The organism is Mycobacterium innocens (genome assembly GCF_900566055.1).
Classification (GTDB): Bacteria; Actinomycetota; Actinomycetes; order Mycobacteriales; family Mycobacteriaceae; genus Mycobacterium; species Mycobacterium innocens.
Window position 1 is genome coordinate 1 of sequence record NZ_UPHQ01000097.1, and the last position, 15,224, is coordinate 15,224.

General features: G+C 62.7%; 10 protein-coding genes, 1 tRNA gene and 2 pseudogenes. 3 read left to right on the top strand and 10 right to left on the bottom strand.

The window, feature by feature from the left end; translation table 11 throughout:
• Nucleotides 1–157 precede the first annotated feature (157 nt).
• Nucleotides 158–2,125: pseudogene (locus EET03_RS10690) on the bottom strand (DUF1156 domain-containing protein); the annotation flags it as partial.
• Nucleotides 2,125–5,535 (bottom strand): helicase-related protein, encoded by a 3,411-nt coding sequence (locus EET03_RS10695; protein WP_099193549.1) that lies wholly within the window; start codon nucleotides 5,533–5,535, stop codon nucleotides 2,125–2,127. The gene EET03_RS10695 and the pseudogene EET03_RS10690, both read right to left, overlap by 1 nt.
• Nucleotides 5,536–5,709: 174 nt before the next feature.
• Between EET03_RS10695 and EET03_RS10700 the strand changes: the two genes are divergently transcribed.
• Together EET03_RS10700 and EET03_RS10705 are read left to right on the top strand one after the other, a co-directional pair.
• Nucleotides 5,710–6,153, top strand: coding sequence for a hypothetical protein (locus EET03_RS10700; protein ID WP_136625678.1), 444 nt, complete (start codon nucleotides 5,710–5,712; stop codon nucleotides 6,151–6,153).
• A 290-nt stretch (nucleotides 6,154–6,443) separates the two neighbouring features.
• Nucleotides 6,444–7,556: a hypothetical protein gene (locus tag EET03_RS10705; protein WP_136625679.1), complete on the top strand. Its 1,113-nt coding sequence runs from the start codon at nucleotides 6,444–6,446 to the stop codon at nucleotides 7,554–7,556.
• A 178-nt stretch (nucleotides 7,557–7,734) separates the two neighbouring features.
• Here EET03_RS10705 and EET03_RS10710 read toward each other — a convergent pair whose 3' ends face one another.
• The 5 genes and pseudogenes from EET03_RS10710 to EET03_RS32995 all read right to left on the bottom strand — a co-directional run bounded on the left by EET03_RS10710 (nucleotide 7,735) and on the right by EET03_RS32995 (nucleotide 12,387).
• Complete coding sequence (locus tag EET03_RS10710; protein WP_244232306.1) at nucleotides 7,735–7,947, bottom strand: VapC50 family PIN domain-containing toxin; 213 nt, start codon at nucleotides 7,945–7,947, stop codon at nucleotides 7,735–7,737.
• Between the two features lie 92 nt (nucleotides 7,948–8,039).
• Nucleotides 8,040–9,187 (bottom strand): IS3 family transposase gene (locus EET03_RS10715; protein ID WP_099194191.1). Its coding sequence is split into 2 segments (ribosomal slippage): nucleotides 8,040–8,920 and nucleotides 8,920–9,187, totalling 1,149 coding nucleotides; the frame shifts between segments, so codons are not numbered across the junction.
• An 83-nt stretch (nucleotides 9,188–9,270) separates the two neighbouring features.
• A pseudogene (locus tag EET03_RS10720) lies at nucleotides 9,271–9,633 on the bottom strand (PIN domain-containing protein); the annotation flags it as partial.
• Nucleotides 9,634–9,664: 31 nt separating this feature from the next.
• Nucleotides 9,665–10,171, bottom strand: a complete 507-nt coding sequence (locus EET03_RS10725; protein WP_075541065.1) for an excisionase family DNA-binding protein — start codon at nucleotides 10,169–10,171, stop codon at nucleotides 9,665–9,667.
• A gap of 689 nt (nucleotides 10,172–10,860) precedes the next feature.
• Nucleotides 10,861–12,387: a rolling circle replication-associated protein gene (locus tag EET03_RS32995; RefSeq protein ID WP_075541067.1), complete on the bottom strand. Its 1,527-nt coding sequence runs from the start codon at nucleotides 12,385–12,387 to the stop codon at nucleotides 10,861–10,863.
• 174 nt (nucleotides 12,388–12,561) lie between these two features.
• Here EET03_RS32995 and EET03_RS30215 point away from each other — a divergent pair.
• Nucleotides 12,562–12,629 (top strand) — tRNA-Phe (locus tag EET03_RS30215).
• 714 nt (nucleotides 12,630–13,343) lie between these two features.
• Here EET03_RS30215 and vapC read toward each other — a convergent pair.
• The 3 genes from vapC to EET03_RS10755 form a co-directional block, all read right to left on the bottom strand.
• Nucleotides 13,344–13,742, bottom strand: a complete 399-nt coding sequence (vapC, locus tag EET03_RS10740) for a type II toxin-antitoxin system VapC family toxin (protein ID WP_075541068.1) — start codon at nucleotides 13,740–13,742, stop codon at nucleotides 13,344–13,346.
• Nucleotides 13,743–13,970 carry a type II toxin-antitoxin system VapB family antitoxin gene (locus tag EET03_RS10745; protein WP_082274430.1) on the bottom strand — a complete coding sequence of 76 codons (228 nt, stop codon included), beginning with the start codon at nucleotides 13,968–13,970 and terminating at the stop codon, nucleotides 13,743–13,745.
• Between the two features lie 487 nt (nucleotides 13,971–14,457).
• Nucleotides 14,458–14,646, bottom strand: coding sequence for a hypothetical protein (locus tag EET03_RS10755; protein ID WP_082274427.1), 189 nt, complete (start codon nucleotides 14,644–14,646; stop codon nucleotides 14,458–14,460).
• Between the last annotated feature and the right edge of the window lie 578 nt (nucleotides 14,647–15,224).

Genomic DNA, 15,224 nt, shown 5'->3' on the forward strand with positions numbered 1-15,224 from the left:
GATGACCCACCAACCGTGTGAGGTCGCATAAGTCAGCGTGGGCGCTCGGCACTCCTCACAGCACACCGCGCACTCCGGCCAGGTCTTCTAACGCCAGCAACCACCGGCGACAATGCCCCACGCACCACCTATGACTTGACACGACCTACAGCCAGCTAGCGATCATCCGGTTACCGAGTTCCGAACGGTTAGGCCATGTCGACGTGATCTCCCAGCCGCTCTTGATCATTCCGTCAAGTAAGGTCTCCCAGCCGGTCGAGGCATCGCCGTCATCGTCGGATTCGGTCTGCTTGAATGCGTACCACACGGTGATTGGGTAGTCTGACGTCGCGGATTCCCGCGCGCGTGCAAACACGGAGCGGAATCCAGCCTCGAAGAACTGTCGTGCGCCATCTTTGCCGTTGTGGCGGTATGGGTTAGCCACCAGCTCTGCAGTCTTTGGCACAAGCATGGTTGAGAACAGCCCTGGATATACCGATCGAAGGGATCGTCGTAGCCAGACGTAGAAGAAGTCAGACAGGTCCGAGTAGCCGATGTTGTCGTAATAGGGTGGGTCTGTGGCGAGCACTAGGCCGGTATATGTCGCAGTTGTAGCGTCGGTCTGGTCGACGATCGCGGGCGGACCCAGTGGGGTTGCCTCCAGCGCCTTTGTCATTCCCGCAATGCTGGTGACCAATCCACCAGCGCTTCGTAACGACAGTGGATAAGTTTCGGCGTAATCCCATGCCATCGGGATTGCTTGTCTGGCGAACAGGGCGATTGCTTGGTCCATCGACGGCTTCCATCGAGCTATCGAATTGTTCATGTCGGCCAACTTGCTGACCGCCAGCCCCAGATACGTCACGACGGCGTCGGCGTATTCGGGTGAGCCGCCGTCGGCAAGGACGCGTTCGCGTGCGTCGGCTATCAGGTCGCTGAAAGTCGTGAGCGCGACGAGCTGGCGGTTGGTGAAGAGGTCGGCCCACTTGGTCATGCCGTAATTGGGTGTCTTGAAATCCCTGGGATTCTTCGGCAATTCGCCCATTGGGACGTCTTCGGGGCGGTCAACGTCGCTGGCCGCCTCATGTGTAGCGCTCGGCTCGATGTAGACCCGTTGGCGATTGCCCTCTGCGACTATTGCCATCAATTGCGTGTTCATCCGACCGGCTTGTCCCTCGGCACGTATGTAGTTGAGCGGAACCGCGGATTTGCATGCGACGCAATGCGCTCCCGTGCGGCCGACTGTTCCATCTTCGGTCGCGGGCGCCCGCTTCGCGTCGTGTCCGATCTCGAACCGGACTCGCTGACCAGATGGGTGTGATGAATCGGCTACGACCCGCGGAACGACATATGCCTCTTTCCCCTTTTTCTTGCCAAGCCACCAACTACGCACCAGCGGCATCGCGATCCCGCATGCTGGGTTTGGACAGGCCACAGTGCGAGCCCAGATCCAGGCAATGACAGTCGCTTTCGATCCATCGGGCAGCGTGGCTTTCGGATACAGGTGGCCAATTCGCCGCTCGGCTTCGTCGCGCATCCAGGCCCCGTATGCGCGAACGTCCGCGGCAAGCCCTTCTGCCCCTTTCCAGTCGCGGATCTCCGATTCGGCGAGACCGGGGGACATCGGCGGCTTATTCCGGAACTTCGGGGGGAGCTCGATGAGGGCCTTATTGATCAGCACTGCGACCGGATTCAGGTCCGAGGCGTGGGTTTCGAGCCCGAGCCGCTGCGCTTCCAGCGGAATCGTGCCACCGCCAGCAAAGGGGTCGAGGATCGGTGGGGGATTGCCATTTGTCGATTTGAGGATTTCGGCATGCGCTTCAGCGAGGAGTTTCTCGTCGCGGATGTTCTCCCACACCACGAGCCGCTCGATTAGCGCGTGCAGCCGGTCGCGTTCCTTGCGCTGTAGCTCCTCAGTGGGGAATTCGTCCGGACGCGACGACGGGTCGTCGACCAGCTGGGCGAAGAGGACGGCCCGCGCGGCGGCGAGCGGCCGTCGCGCCCACCACAGGTGGAGGGTCGATGAGTGGCCATGCCGAATCGACTTCTCTCGTGCGGATTCTCGATTGATCGCCTCCAGCGGAAGCGCGACCTCGATCAGTTTGCGTTTGCGGACGGGTTTGGCCGCCACGTCTTCATCTGTCATCAGAACGGATTCACCCCCTTTGCCCACATCTTCGCCCAGTCGCCGCGGATACCAGTCGAGTCGAAATCGCCCAGATCGGTTGTTGCGAACGGATTATCGAGATACCGCACCTCGTCGTGTTGCGGCCCGCGCGGGTCGACCGTCACTAGGGCGAGTCGGTACCGCGGCACCGTGTTCTTGCCGACCATCACTTCGTTGTGCGTAACAAAGAAGTCCTTGGCCCCGTCCATGCGCGCCTTGACTTCGATGCGGTAGGTGTCGCCGTTGGGCGCGTGAGACAGGATGTCAAACCCCTTGTTAGTGAAGGCCTGTTCCACCGGTGTGCGACCAAGTCCGCGCTCGCGTGCGAGCACCAGGTCCACGCCGCGGCGTTCGACGTCCTTGGTTTCCTTCGCGTGGATCGGCGCCGTCGGCGGCAGGTCGGCTTCGAGCATTCCGATCGGCAGGGCGAGCGCTGCGGTGAGAATGCGCGGCGGCTTGGTCGACATCAACGCCTGCTGGTCAAGCGTCTCCAACCGTCTGCGCAGCCTTGCGTCAAGCTCGACAGCCTTGCGGTTGAGGCTTTCGGCGGACTCCTTCGCCTTCTCACCGGCCTGCTCTTTTTCCGCGGCAACCGCAGCGTCAAGAAGCAGTCGGTCGCGTTCGTGCTCAAGGCGTTTGGTCACCAGGTCGCGGGTCTTGGCCAGTTCCGTGGCACGCCGGGGCTGCACCTCGGCAAGGTACTCCGGCAACTGGTTGGCGATGATCCAGCTGATGGCCCTGTCCTCAGCGTCGGCCAGCCACGGCAGTTGGCGCGCCGCCGCGACCGCAGGCACGTCGGGGGCAGCCACGCAGTCAAGGTAGGGCGCCGGGCCAGCAGCGGTCACGGTGCCGAAGCTATCGACATAGGCGTATCCGAACCGGCGCGACACCGTAGTGCCGGTTGCGTCGGCGACCTCCTCCACGACACCGACCAGCAGGTGCGGCTCGTCCAGCGTGGAGGACACCAACACGGTGCCGCTGTTGAGTGCGCCGCCGTGGCGGCGGACGGCCTCGTCCATCACGGCATCGTGCAGCGGATGCCCCGGTGCGAGCAGGTCTGCGCGGACCAACCCGTCGGGTTGGACCTGGCTGAGATCAAATGTGACGCGGTTGTACTTGGTGGCGATCGGCCCGAACTTGCCGGCCCGAATCGGTGCCGGGACGTTGCCGATTTCGTATCGGCCCTGCTCTCGTTTGGCGATGCGCCCGCCTAGCCGGGTGAACGCCGCCTTGAACGCCAACTCGATGTAATGGGGCTGCAAGCGCCGGGCCCGGGCCTCGTCCATCGCTGCGCGTAGTTTCGCCAGGTCGGCCTCGGCGAGATGTTCGGCAGCAAGGGATCGCTCTTCGAGCAGCTCCTTCAGGCCTTCCGACACCTGGCTATCGATGACCTCGTGCATCTTGGCCTTCACTTCGGGCTGATCACCGTAGCGGATCGCTTCCAGCAGCAGGTCCCGCAGTGAGGTTTCGGTGAACGCCTCGCCGAGCACGTCGAATACCTTGCCGCCATAGGCCTTTCGCTGCTCTTCGACCTTGATCAGCAGCCGGACGAACACGTCGCCCTCGCGAGTGTTGCTGGCGACCAGGTTCCACAGTCGGCACACTTCCTCTTGGCCGATGCGGTGGATGCGGCCGAAGCGCTGCTCGATGCGGTTTGGGTTCCATGGCAGGTCGTAGTTGACCATCAGGTGAGCGGCCTGCAGGTTCAGACCCTCACCGGCGGCGTCGGTGGCTAGCAGGATCTGGCAGCCGCGGTTTTTGGTGAATTCCTCGGTGATTACCCGTCGTTCCAGCCGGCGCACGCCGCCGTGGATCGCCTGCACCGCATCCGGCTTGCCCAGCAGCGACCGGATCCGGGCGGCCAGGTAGTCCAGGGTGTCGCGGTGCTCGGTGAAGATGATGAACTTGCGCGGGACCCCGTCTTCGTCTGTGGTCAGTGCGTTGTCCTGCAGGATCGTGCTCAGCTCGGTCCATTTGCGGTCGGTGCCAGCGTCACGGACCTGCTTGGCGACCTTCGTCAGCTCGGCGAGTTCGAGCAGCTCGGCGTCGAGTTCCTCGACGGTCTGTGCGGCCGTGGCGGCGTCGAGCAGTTCTTCCTCGATGTCCTCGATTTCCTCGGCGCTGTATTCGTCGGCGTCCATCGCGCCGACGTCGATGCTGGGCTCCTTCTCGACGTAGGTGCCGTTGAGGATCTCCTGCTTCTTGCGCTCCAGCCGCTCGGTGCGGCGGACGAGGCTGCGGTAGATCGCCTCGGGGCTGGACGCCAGGCGGCGTTGTAGCACGGTGAGGGCGAATCCGACCGTGTTCTTGCGCTTGCCGCCGATCTTGTCGGCGCGGTTCATGCCTTCGCGGACGTAGGCGGTGACCTGTTCGTAGAGGTCGTATTCCAGCGCGGTGAGCTCGTATGGGACGGTCTCGGCGATGCGCTCGGGGAAGAGCTTTTTGCCCTCGAAGGTGAGCAGTTCTTCCTTGACCATGCGGCGCATGATGCCGCTGGTGTCGGCGGTCTTCTTGTGCTTGCCCTCGAACCGATCGCGATCCAGCAGGGTCAGGAACAGCTGGAAGTCCTCCTCCTTGCCTGAGTGCGGTGTGGCCGTCATCAACAGCAGGTGGCGGGTGATCGAGCCCAGCAGTTCGCCGAGCAGGAAGCGCTTGGTCTTTTCCAGCTTGGCGCCGAAGTAGTGCGCACCCATCCGGTGTGCCTCGTCGACGATCACCAGGTCCCATTCGGTGTCCTTGAGCTGATTTTGCAGTTCCTCGTTGCGGGACAGCTGGTCCATGCGGGCAATCAGCAGCGGGTTGGTCTCGAACACATTGAGGTTCACGTTGGCGTCGATCAGCTGATTCGTCAGGAGGTCGAAGCGCAGCCCGAACTTGAAGAACAATTCGTCCTGCCATTGCTCGACCAGCCCGCCCGGCGCGACGATGAGGCACTGCTTCACGTCGTCGCGGAGGATCAGCTCCTTGATGTAGAGCCCAGCCATGATCGTCTTGCCGGCGCCGGGGTCGTCGGCGAGCAGGAACCGCAGTGGAGTGCGGGGGAGCAGCTCTCCATAGACCGCGCGGATCTGGTGGGGGAGCGGGCGGACATCGCTGGTGGCCACGGCAAGCATCGGGTCGAACAGCCCCGCCAGCTGGATGCGCTGGGCCTCCGCGACGAGTTTGAAGTCGGCTGCCGGGGCGTCGAAGGCTCGGCTACCGGACTGGGAGATGCTTAGTTTCGCTTCGTCCGTGCGGAAGAGAACTTGTTGTCCGAGCGCGCCCGCGGCCGTCTTGTAGGTCAGTTCAAGAGCGTCCGTGCCATGCCACTGCGCCGCGACGACGGTGACCACCGTGGCGGGGATCAACCCGTCGACACGCAGCCCCGGCTTAAGCTCCTCAAGCAGCACGCTAGCCTCCCATCTCGACAGCCAAACTACGGTAGTCGAGGGGGCTGACAGGCGTGATGACGTTGTCCGGATTGCGCACACTGGTAACCATCGGCTGACTCAAACGTTATCGGACGCCGATTTGTCGGCCTGTCGAATTAGGTTACCGACGCAGGCCGTCGATCGGAGGAGACTATGAAGTCAGATCCAAAATGTCAGGTTGAGCGCTGCACGTTCCCCGCAACTTCGCTGCATACGCTGAAGGAGCGGGATGGCGCTTTCGACTTTCCCAAGGAAGTCGTTGTGTGTGGCGTTCACAAGCAGCAACTGATGGACCCCGCCACGGAGTGGCTTCTGTTGAACGAGCAGGAGGGCCGGCGACTGCTCGTTGGACCCATGCTCGCCGAGCTGAACGAATATCTTTTGATCGAACCGATCGCTGAGCTCAGCTGCCACGTTGCGAGCCGAGACTTCAGCCATCCTGAGCACGATGGGTACCACGTTCCGCTAAAGGTACGAGCACGAGGTGGCACCGAGGAAACGCTGACCTTGGTGATCCCGTTCGATCTGCTGCGGCCCACCGCCGAATTCCTATCTCACGCCATACCGGATTCGGAGCGGAAGAACGGCGACAAATAATGGTCGGTAGCGACGCGCAATACGACGAGCTGTCCTCTGCGATCGACAGGCGACTCGCCCGGTTCGAAAAAACGATGGAGCTGGGTAACACTACAGCCGCTCGCTATCGGGAGCTAATCGCGGAGCATCAGCCTGAGGGCGGCCAATGGGGTTCACCTTGCGGCGGGCCGCATGTGTCTGAAGCCCCGTGGCCATGCCGCGAAGTACGTCGGCTTAACCAGGTCGCGACTTACCCAACGAACGTTCACGTCGCTGCACGCTGGCTGGACGTCGTGCGGCGAATGCGAGACATGATTGCCGCGACCATCCCGCAGGCGATCGACAGCATCGAGCACCATTTGCGAATCGGCAGTCCCAACGCCGAGTACAACCGACGTTTCGCATTCAGCGCCTTCACAATGCCGTTCACTTATGCCATCGCCGCCACACCACCGCGATCGGGCAGTGAGGTGGAAGCGGCGATCCAACCACTCGCGGCAGCGGTACAAACCTTGCTCACGGACTCAGACGTGCGCGCGGCAATGTCGAGGCTGGAGGAGACCATGTCGACTGGGGAAGCAGCACTCAAATGCCTAATTGCTGACCCTGAACCAGCATCGCTTACCGAACTAGTCGAAGAAATGCGACGTACCGTCAAGGTATCAATGCTCGCGGCACTACTCGGCGCGTCAGGAATCGTTGAATTGGCGGACGCCGAATTCAACGCTCGCCTGGAGGAGCTCAAATATCCACCGCCGAAATTGCGGTGGGTCGAACCCGGACGAGAGCCGGTACAGGTGGTCGGTGCACCCACCGAAACGACGGTCAGTATCGAAGAGGTTTATCAGTCTGCCGCGCCGGGTGTCCAGGGAATGTTCCAGGCGATGAGCGGTGAAGTCTCACCGCCCCGTAGGACGGAAGTGCAACGTATCCAGGGAGCACAGTGGATCAGTTTCATATTCGCTGAGTGGAATGACCACTACCGCTTCGAGCTGGCGAAAGTATGGGATTGTAGCCATCGCGACTATGCGTTTCCCTTCTTCGGTGACTTAGCCAAGGTCCGTAACGACTACATCCACAACGGCGGCATTGCTAAACGGTCGACTGCGAACTGCCAGATCTTGAGCTGGTTCGGGGATGGTGAGCAGATGTTTCTTACGTCTGCGATGTATAACGACGTGGTCGGAAAATGGCCGTGGGACGAACTATTGCGCCAACCCGCCCCGTCAACGGATTCTCGGAATCAATTCTCGGGTAAGGCGCCGCTATCCCTCATTGATGTGGTTCAACGTGCCGCGGCCGCCGACGGAGTAAAACCCGACCAGGTGATCGAGGAGGCACTACAGCTCTGGCTGCAGCGCGATGAACCTGCGGGTGCCTCAGAGATCGGAACTGAGGCCGATCAATCACCGACCGGAAGTTGATTGGTGAACGTCTTCGTAGAGCCGAGCGACAGCCGCCGCAGCGGCCTTGCCGAGCTGCTCTGCCGCAGTTGGGTCGGTGGCGATGCGATTGCTCGATGCTGATACTGAGCGATCCACCCAGGTCTATGTGCAGGCGCGCCCATCGCTACTGTTTGACCCTGCTCATTCAATAACGTTCTCAGGCCTCAGCCGGGTCGCCGCGCATCTCCGCCAGCAGCGGCAGCAGGATCTCGGCGACCTCGGTCATCTTGTGCCGTATCACCAGCAGTTCGAGGATCTGCTCCAGGGTCTGTGGCGGGTTAGTTCGGCGATTCGACATCTCTCGCAAGGCGTGCACTCCTGCATGCGGGTGCGCTGAGACGGTGTTGGCGGCGAACTGATGTGGGTACACAGTTTCGATGCCTGCCTCGACGAGGACGCTTGCGGCAGGTCCCCAATAGTCGGTCCACCCGGTTCTAGAGCCAGGTTGTGTTTGATGTCGGTTCAGTTGATGTCGCAGGCCACGGGGTGATGGGTGTGGCTGCATCGGGCAGCGTACTCGGCCGGGGTGAGGTAACCCAGCGCTGAGTGGCGGTGCCGTGTGTTGTGTTCGTGCTTGAAGTCGCCGATGACGACACGGGCTTCGAGCAGGTTCGTCCAGTGATTCCGGTTGAGGCACTCCCTTCGTAGCCGATTGTTGAACGATTCGATGTAGGCGTTGTTCCACGGCGTGCCCGGCGGGATGTAGGACAGTCCGACCTTGCCTGCGCAGAACTGTTGCAGCGCTTGGGAAATGAGCTCCGGTCCGTTGTCCATCCGCAGCACCATCGGCGGGCCGCCGGCGGCGGCGAAACACTTCTCCAGGTCGTCGATGAGCCGGTCGGCGGTGATCGAGCGTTCGACCAGGTTCAGTAGCGATTCGCGGGTGTGCTCGTCAAGCATCGACGCGATCTTGATTGCCTTGCCGTCGATGGTGGAGTCGAACTGGAAGTCCAGCGCCCACACCACCTTCGGCGCATCGGCGGTCACCTCGGGCGGGCACGACGACTGACCGGCGCGTTTGCGCGGGCTGTGAACCCGCCGCTGCAGGCCCTCCTCCTTCCACAGGCGGTGCACCTTCTTCTTGTTCACATCCCGGCGCTCGTCGTGGCGCAGCGCCGCCCAGGCACGCCGAAACCCATGGCAAGGCTGTTTGGTGGAGTAGGTACGCAGCCACGCGCGCAGCTCAGCGTCAGGGTCAGCCGGGGTTTGCGCGATAGGGATGCGGCGGTAGGTGGAGCGGGCGAGCCCGACCGCTTTGCACGCGAGCCGCTCCGACACGCCCAGAACCTCTTTGAGCATGTCCACGGCGCGGCGCTTGGCGTCCGGGCTCAGAATTTTCCCTTGGCCACCTCCCGCAGAGCATCCTTCTCCAACTCGGCCTCGGCCAGCAGCCGCTTCAGCCGGGTGTTCTGTTCCCGCAGCTCTTTAAGCTCTTTCGCCGCATCCACATCCATCCCGCCGTAGGTGCGGCGCCAGTTGTACAGCGTCGCCGCCGACACCTCGAGCTCAGCTGCGATCTCTTCGTTGGTCTTGCCCGACGCGGCGAGTTCGTCCGCGCGGCGCAGCTTACGCACCACGTCCTCAGCGGAATGCTTCTTCCGGCCAGCCATGTGTTTCATCGTCCCTTCCGGCCCCCACCCGGGGCCACAGGACTCTAAAACAAGGCGGACTCATTCATCGGGAGCACGCCACTTGCTGTACTGAACCCGGCGCGGCGATCGTCGGTGACGATGGCGTCGGCTTTGCCGATAATCGCCGCGTGGGCCACGTGGCCGTCATCGGAGTCGTTGAGTCCGTAGGTGTACTCCCGGTCTTTGGGAGCGTGAACCTCTGAGCCCGGAAACGCCTGCTTCAGCTGGTCGAAAAGGTGCTGTCGCCGAGTGGCGCTGTCGCCGATCCCGCGCTTGTCGTGTAGGCCGGCGAGTACGTAATCCAGTTCGAAGAGAATCCCCGACCCCCACACGGGCGCGTATGCCTCCTCGGTGGCCAGCTGCAGCAGGAAGTCACGCTGGAGGCTCGGCACAAGGGCGCAGGTGTCGAGGACAGCGCGATACACAGGGGCGAGTCTTTCAGACTCCGCGGACAGGTCAACGCTTGCGTTTCGCCTCCGCGAGCAACTCGGCGACCTCGTCGGCGTCTGCATCCGCGAACTCCGCTGAGCTCTCGGTGATGAACCGGTTGCGCCGGGCGCGAAGCTCCTCGCGGTAGGCAAGCACATCGGCGAGCCGGAGCTTGCGCCGGACCGCGCCGGGCACATGCGCGTGCAACTCGCCGTCCTCGATGAGGCGAACCACCGTGGGGCGGCTCAGGCCGAGGAGGTCGGCCGCCTGCTGGGTGGAGATTTCCTGGTCGCGAGTCAGGATGCTGATCGATTGGCCGTGGCTGAGAGCTTGGACGACACGCTTGAGGATCTCGTGAAGCTGCTCGGTCAGTTCGACACGGTCGTGTTCGCGCGCGCCGGAAAGGAAGAAGGCAGTCTCAGGAGAGGTCCCGTGACGGGCCTCGTGGGCCTCGATGAAACTGAGGACATTGGCAAGCTCGTCGGCATCGGCCGGAACCGGGCTGACGACCTCCGCCGCGGCGGCGGTGCTCATGGGTCTCACTATCCTTTCATCCCACCTTCGGAACTCGACCCAGCGTAGCATAGTTACGAAAGTTACGAAAGGGGAGTAAGCAGTGGACCACGCGGGAGCAGTGCCCTACCCTTCGTCATCAAAGAGCACCCAACCTTTGGGGGGTCTCGCTCAGCAGGCGGGTCACTCTGGCGGGAATCTACTGCGCCACAATGACAATTGCCTGACGCTAATCGTAGGTAACGCGTTCGGCGCCAGCGGCTTTCAGCAGCTCATCTCGCGCTTCGTGAAGTCTGTCGAGAGCGCTCCTCAGGTCGAGGGCGGCGTCGGCCAATTGAGAGCGAGCTGCGGGATCGCCATGTGACGCAAGGCTCGCGGTCGCCGATGTGAGCGCCCTAACGTGGCCCAAGACATCAACGGTGTAACGAGCGGTCCGCATCGGGGTGGCACCGCCGGGTCGCTGGAGATGGTCTCTCATGAGACCCAGCCAGTCTTCGATCGTGTATCGATCGAAGTTGTACATCGCGTTGAGCACCCAGCGTTGCCACGCCGGTGGGCGTCCCGATGACGTGCGGAGCGCGAGAGGAGGGGTAACCATGGTCGCAACTCTAAGGCCCGAAACCGGCTACTTCGACGGCCGAACGAAAGAACTTTCCTGCGACCAACCCGACTTGCGCATGGTGGGCAATGGTGAGATCGGCTGGCTTCACTTACGGACCGGCCGCCGACAATGCCGCGGCAAGGTTAGATGCAAAAGCTGGACCGTCATTCACTAATGCGTATCCGCCGGCGAGGCCGCCTTGGTTGCAGAAGGCTCGTCGTCGTCGCACGCTCCGATGAGTCACGACACCGGTGTTCTGACCAACACGGGGAACCAGTCGAGTAGCCGTGCGCGGCACGACGGCAGTCGGGAAGCTGCTGTCGGGATTGCCGTAGATCGCCTGGCTACGTGACCACCGCCGCACAATCCGGCGAGCCGCCAGGTACGCATCCTGAGTGACTTCGACGACAGCGATGGCCTTCTTGAGTCCGTACACACCCCAGAACCGGCCGGGGCCGTGGCCGGGCTGTCGCCACAGTTCAGGCACGATGTGCTGATATTCCTTGTCGCCGTGCAAGTTTGGTGATGAATGCTTGGTGAAGTAGATGGCCAACCGTTTCGGGTCGCAGGCCTTCAAGCCGTTGCGTACGTCGATGGCGGTGCCTGCTAGCCGATGCCGGGCCTTCTGCGCCGGGTCGGGGTGATTGACGACTTGCGCCCACGCTTCGGACAACCAGTGCGCGAAGCTGCGGCCAGAACGACCGGGCGACACGGGTGGTGCCATCCACAGATGAATGTGCGGTGCGCCGCGCCGTTGAAATTCTAGCTTCCAGATGTAGCGGACCAGCTCGCCATACTCACGTTGAAATCGTTTGCGCCACAACACCATATGCCGCTTAACACTGGCCCCGTCACGGGCAACGACCTCCCAGTCCCCGGGGTAGGTGAGCGTGATCATGGCCGGGACACGCCCGGACTCGACGAGTGGGCCGTAGTCGAGTTCGGCGAAGGTGCGGCACATTGCCGACCGTGATTTGCGGGACCACTCGGTGATGACAGTGCCAGCGCCGCGGTGGTCGGCCGCCGAATTGCTCCGTCGTGTCGAAGACACGACGGACTGATCACGGTCCCCAGCTGTGAGGGCGAGGTCATTTCTGACGTGCAGCTTCGCGTCGTCAACGTCACGTTGGTGATGACCGACGGCCCGTTCTGCTGTTTTCTCGGCCCGGACAGGATTGGTCCACCCGAGTCGTACGACGCCAGGACCGACGGTGATGCGAAACCGTCCGGATTCAGCTTCGGTGCCGCGATGCCCGGGACCACAAGCCCACGGCGCCGCCGGTTCGAACAGTGCCGCAGCCGCGGTGACCATCTCGGGGCTTGGGAACCGCAGCCCCAATGCGTCGATCGCTCGTAGGTCGCCTGTCGCGATCCCGTCGAGCAACGGGCCGCGGACATTTTTGGCGCATATAACAAGCCCGCTGGCCGTGACCGAGTTGAGGCCGGCGCCCCAGTTGGCGTCCGGCCGACCACTGCCGCTCTCGCGCCCTGCGGCCGGGACGGCCTCGGGCGCTCGCGACCTACCGCCAACCGGGGCACTGGCAGGACCGTTCCGCGGTGGCGGATGTTGTGATGCCGATGCCGGGCCGTTGATAGACGGTGTCGGACCGGCGGCTGACGATGCGATGCTGGGCATCGGGGTGCCTGCTCCCCGGAGCCCCCGAGGCTGCCCACAACACAAGCGGCAGGACGAAAGCTCCTGGTCGGGAGTGCAAGCACCGTGTCCGGTTTATGTCCGTTCGCCGGACAGACTGAATACGTCAGCGCAGCTCAATGCGGCGCATACGACGCACAGGATCAGATAAACCGCAGGTCAGTGGCTATCTCGTCCGCCTGAAAAGCGGAAGGTCGGCGGTTCGATCCCGCCCCTGGCCACCACGTTGTTTATGCAGGTGAGAAGCGTATCAGAGTGTGAATGTGGCGCCGACGGAGCGGCCATGGGGTCCTGCTATGGGGCCATATGGGGCCAGGTTGGGGCCGCACGATCTGGTTGCTGAAAAGCGGAAGGTCAACCAGCGAGTCAGACGTACGGCGATGGTGTCGAATTGCTCGTCGGCGTGGGGGGCGGCGATCACCGCGATCCCCGTCGCCCTCAGACAGCGGTTTGAGGTCGGCACTGGCCCTGCGTGAGAAGCGATGCGTGGGCACCCCATCGTTGTGGTGGACGCCAACGTGAGCGTCCGGCTCCGACACACCGCACCTGTTTACCGCGACGGCGTGCCTCTGCGGGCTGCCGATCCTCTTCGCCTCCGCCGCGCTGCGCCGCCGCGGGAACTCGCTCAAGCCACGCTATGGCGCAGATCCAGACTGGTCAGAATTGTGCTCGGCTGGATCGTGCGGAGGTTCAGGGGCGAGCCGAGATCCGGTCAGTCCCAGGGAATTACGTGACAGCCGGGGAGGGGAATTACGTGACGGACAACCGCTCAAACCTGGGGAATACGTGACCGCTGACACCAAGCACCGACCTTAGGAGGGCGTTGGCCATCCGTTTTTGAGCTGTTCGGTGGATGGAGATTAGCGGTTATTCATGAACAATTGCGGCAATACCGTTGTGCCGCAGCGGGATTCGACGTGCATCACGTCGTATCCAAGTCAGAACAAGGGCTCGGTTTGTAGTCCGCAATGCGTGCGGATCACCTCGTAGTCACGATCACGATGTGCCACGGTGACCCCGATCCGCAGCGCCATTGCGGCCACCTGGCAGTCGATCAGGCTGCGTACGGTGTCACCGCCGCGACGACAGCGCCGATGGATCGCGGCCGCATCTTCTGCGTCGCGCACGGGGGCAAGCGGCTCGATATTGAACCGCTGCAGTAGTCGCCTCCGCAGTGCTGCCTTGGACTCGTCGGTCGTACCGATCAGCAGCTCCATCATCACGACCTCAGGGACGATCACCTTCGAGTTGGCGGCAATGCGATCTGCTAGCCAGCGGCTGGCGAACGACTCCGGCGTGGACAGAAATTCAATCCAGACAGAAGTGTCGACAATCATCTAAGACTGGTCTGGGAGTTCTGTGCCCGCGTCCGAGAACGATTCGATCTCATCATTGGTGAAATCGAAACCGCTGCCCTGCAGCGCCAACGCCTCATCGCGGCCTAACGGTTCACCCACGAGCCTGCGCAGGGCGAGGTCAACGGCACCCCGCTTCGAATCCAGTCGGTACATTCGCTGCGCGGCCGCCACAAGTTCGTCGTCGATTTCGATGTTGGTCCGCGCCATCACACCATCATACACCACAACGTGTATGCAGGTGTTATTTCGGAGCTCGGTCGCGGGTCGCCGACTATACCTCAGCGAAAGTACATATCTCACTGATCTAGTGAGGTATGCCAAATCGTTGAGGTATATCCGTGGTGACCATCTAATCGCGGAACACGTCGACAATCACCGACGGGCATCTGGTCTTGCCCGGGAAGCCGAAATCCATGGGGCCGAAATGGGGCCAACCCCGGCGGGCCAGCTGCTCCAACGCGGCCAATTGATGGCCTCTGGCCTGGGTTGACCAGCTGAAACACGCTGGTGTAAGCCAGAACTCCGCCTGAAAAGCGGAAGGTCGCCGGTTCGATCCCGGCCCTGGCCACCAGATCGTTTACGCAGGTGAGAAGCGTATCAGAGTGTGAATGTGGCGCCGGCGGGGCGGCCATGCCGCCCTGCTATGGGGCCATATGGGGCCATATGGGGCCCAGGGTCCCGGAATAGTCGCGTTTCATGAGGTCAGCACCAGTGCGAGGGCGTGATCTGGGTGTCTGGCGTGGTGGCGTAGGCCAGCGGCGATGTTCTCCCACCCGTCGATCCGTAGGATGCTGATCGCAAGGTTGCGGCAGGTGGCCATCACCCGTGGTGCTTGCCCGGTGCGTACCTGCGAGCCGTCCTCTCCGAGGGTCACGTCCCGCACCCAGTGCAGTTTGTTGTCGGATAGCCCCGGCGCGTTGCCGCGCCGGGGCCTCCTCAGAACCGTGCGTGCCACTCGTCGCGGCACACGGCTCAAGCAGCTCCCGGAGGCGAGTCGGCCTCTGTAGGTGCGGGGTTATGCGGTTGGTCGTCGAGGTGACGGCGCGCGCAGTGTGCGTGTATGAGACGGCGTGTCGTCCGGCCGGTGTGCAGGGTGACGGCGTGGTGGCCGATCGCCTTGCGTATGCCCGCGTACCAGCTCACCCATTGGCTGGGTGAATCGGGTACGTGATTAGCGAACAACAACGGTTCCCGACACAGGGGGCAGCATCCGTGTTGCAGGCGTAGGTCACGCTGCCAGGATTCGGCCACCTGAGGTGGTTTTCGTGTGCGTCGCCGATATTGCGTTTCGTCAAGTGGTTTGGCCCCACTGATCTGCATGAATTTTGGCCCCGGGCGTTTGGTGTTGGGGCTTGATAGTTGGTGTGCTGGTTCGGCGGCAGCGAGGTGCGCTGCGTGTTGGTGTGCGGTGTCGAGTTCGGCGGCGGTGTGCTGGGCGTATCTGATGGCGTTTTGCAGGTT

Bases quoted from the DNA above. Each gene is read 5' to 3' on its own strand.
- EET03_RS32995 (WP_075541067.1), bottom strand. From the start codon at position 12,387: ATGCCCAGCATCGCATCGTCAGCCGCCGGTCCGACACCGTCTATCAAC.
- vapC (WP_075541068.1), bottom strand. From the start codon at position 13,742: ATGATTGTCGACACTTCTGTCTGGATTGAATTTCTGTCCACGCCGGAG.
- EET03_RS10700 (WP_136625678.1), top strand. From the start codon at position 5,710: ATGAAGTCAGATCCAAAATGTCAGGTTGAGCGCTGCACGTTCCCCGCA.
- EET03_RS10745 (WP_082274430.1), bottom strand. From the start codon at position 13,970: ATGGCGCGGACCAACATCGAAATCGACGACGAACTTGTGGCGGCCGCG.
- EET03_RS10705 (WP_136625679.1), top strand. From the start codon at position 6,444: ATGATTGCCGCGACCATCCCGCAGGCGATCGACAGCATCGAGCACCAT.
- EET03_RS10725 (WP_075541065.1), bottom strand. From the start codon at position 10,171: ATGAGCACCGCCGCCGCGGCGGAGGTCGTCAGCCCGGTTCCGGCCGAT.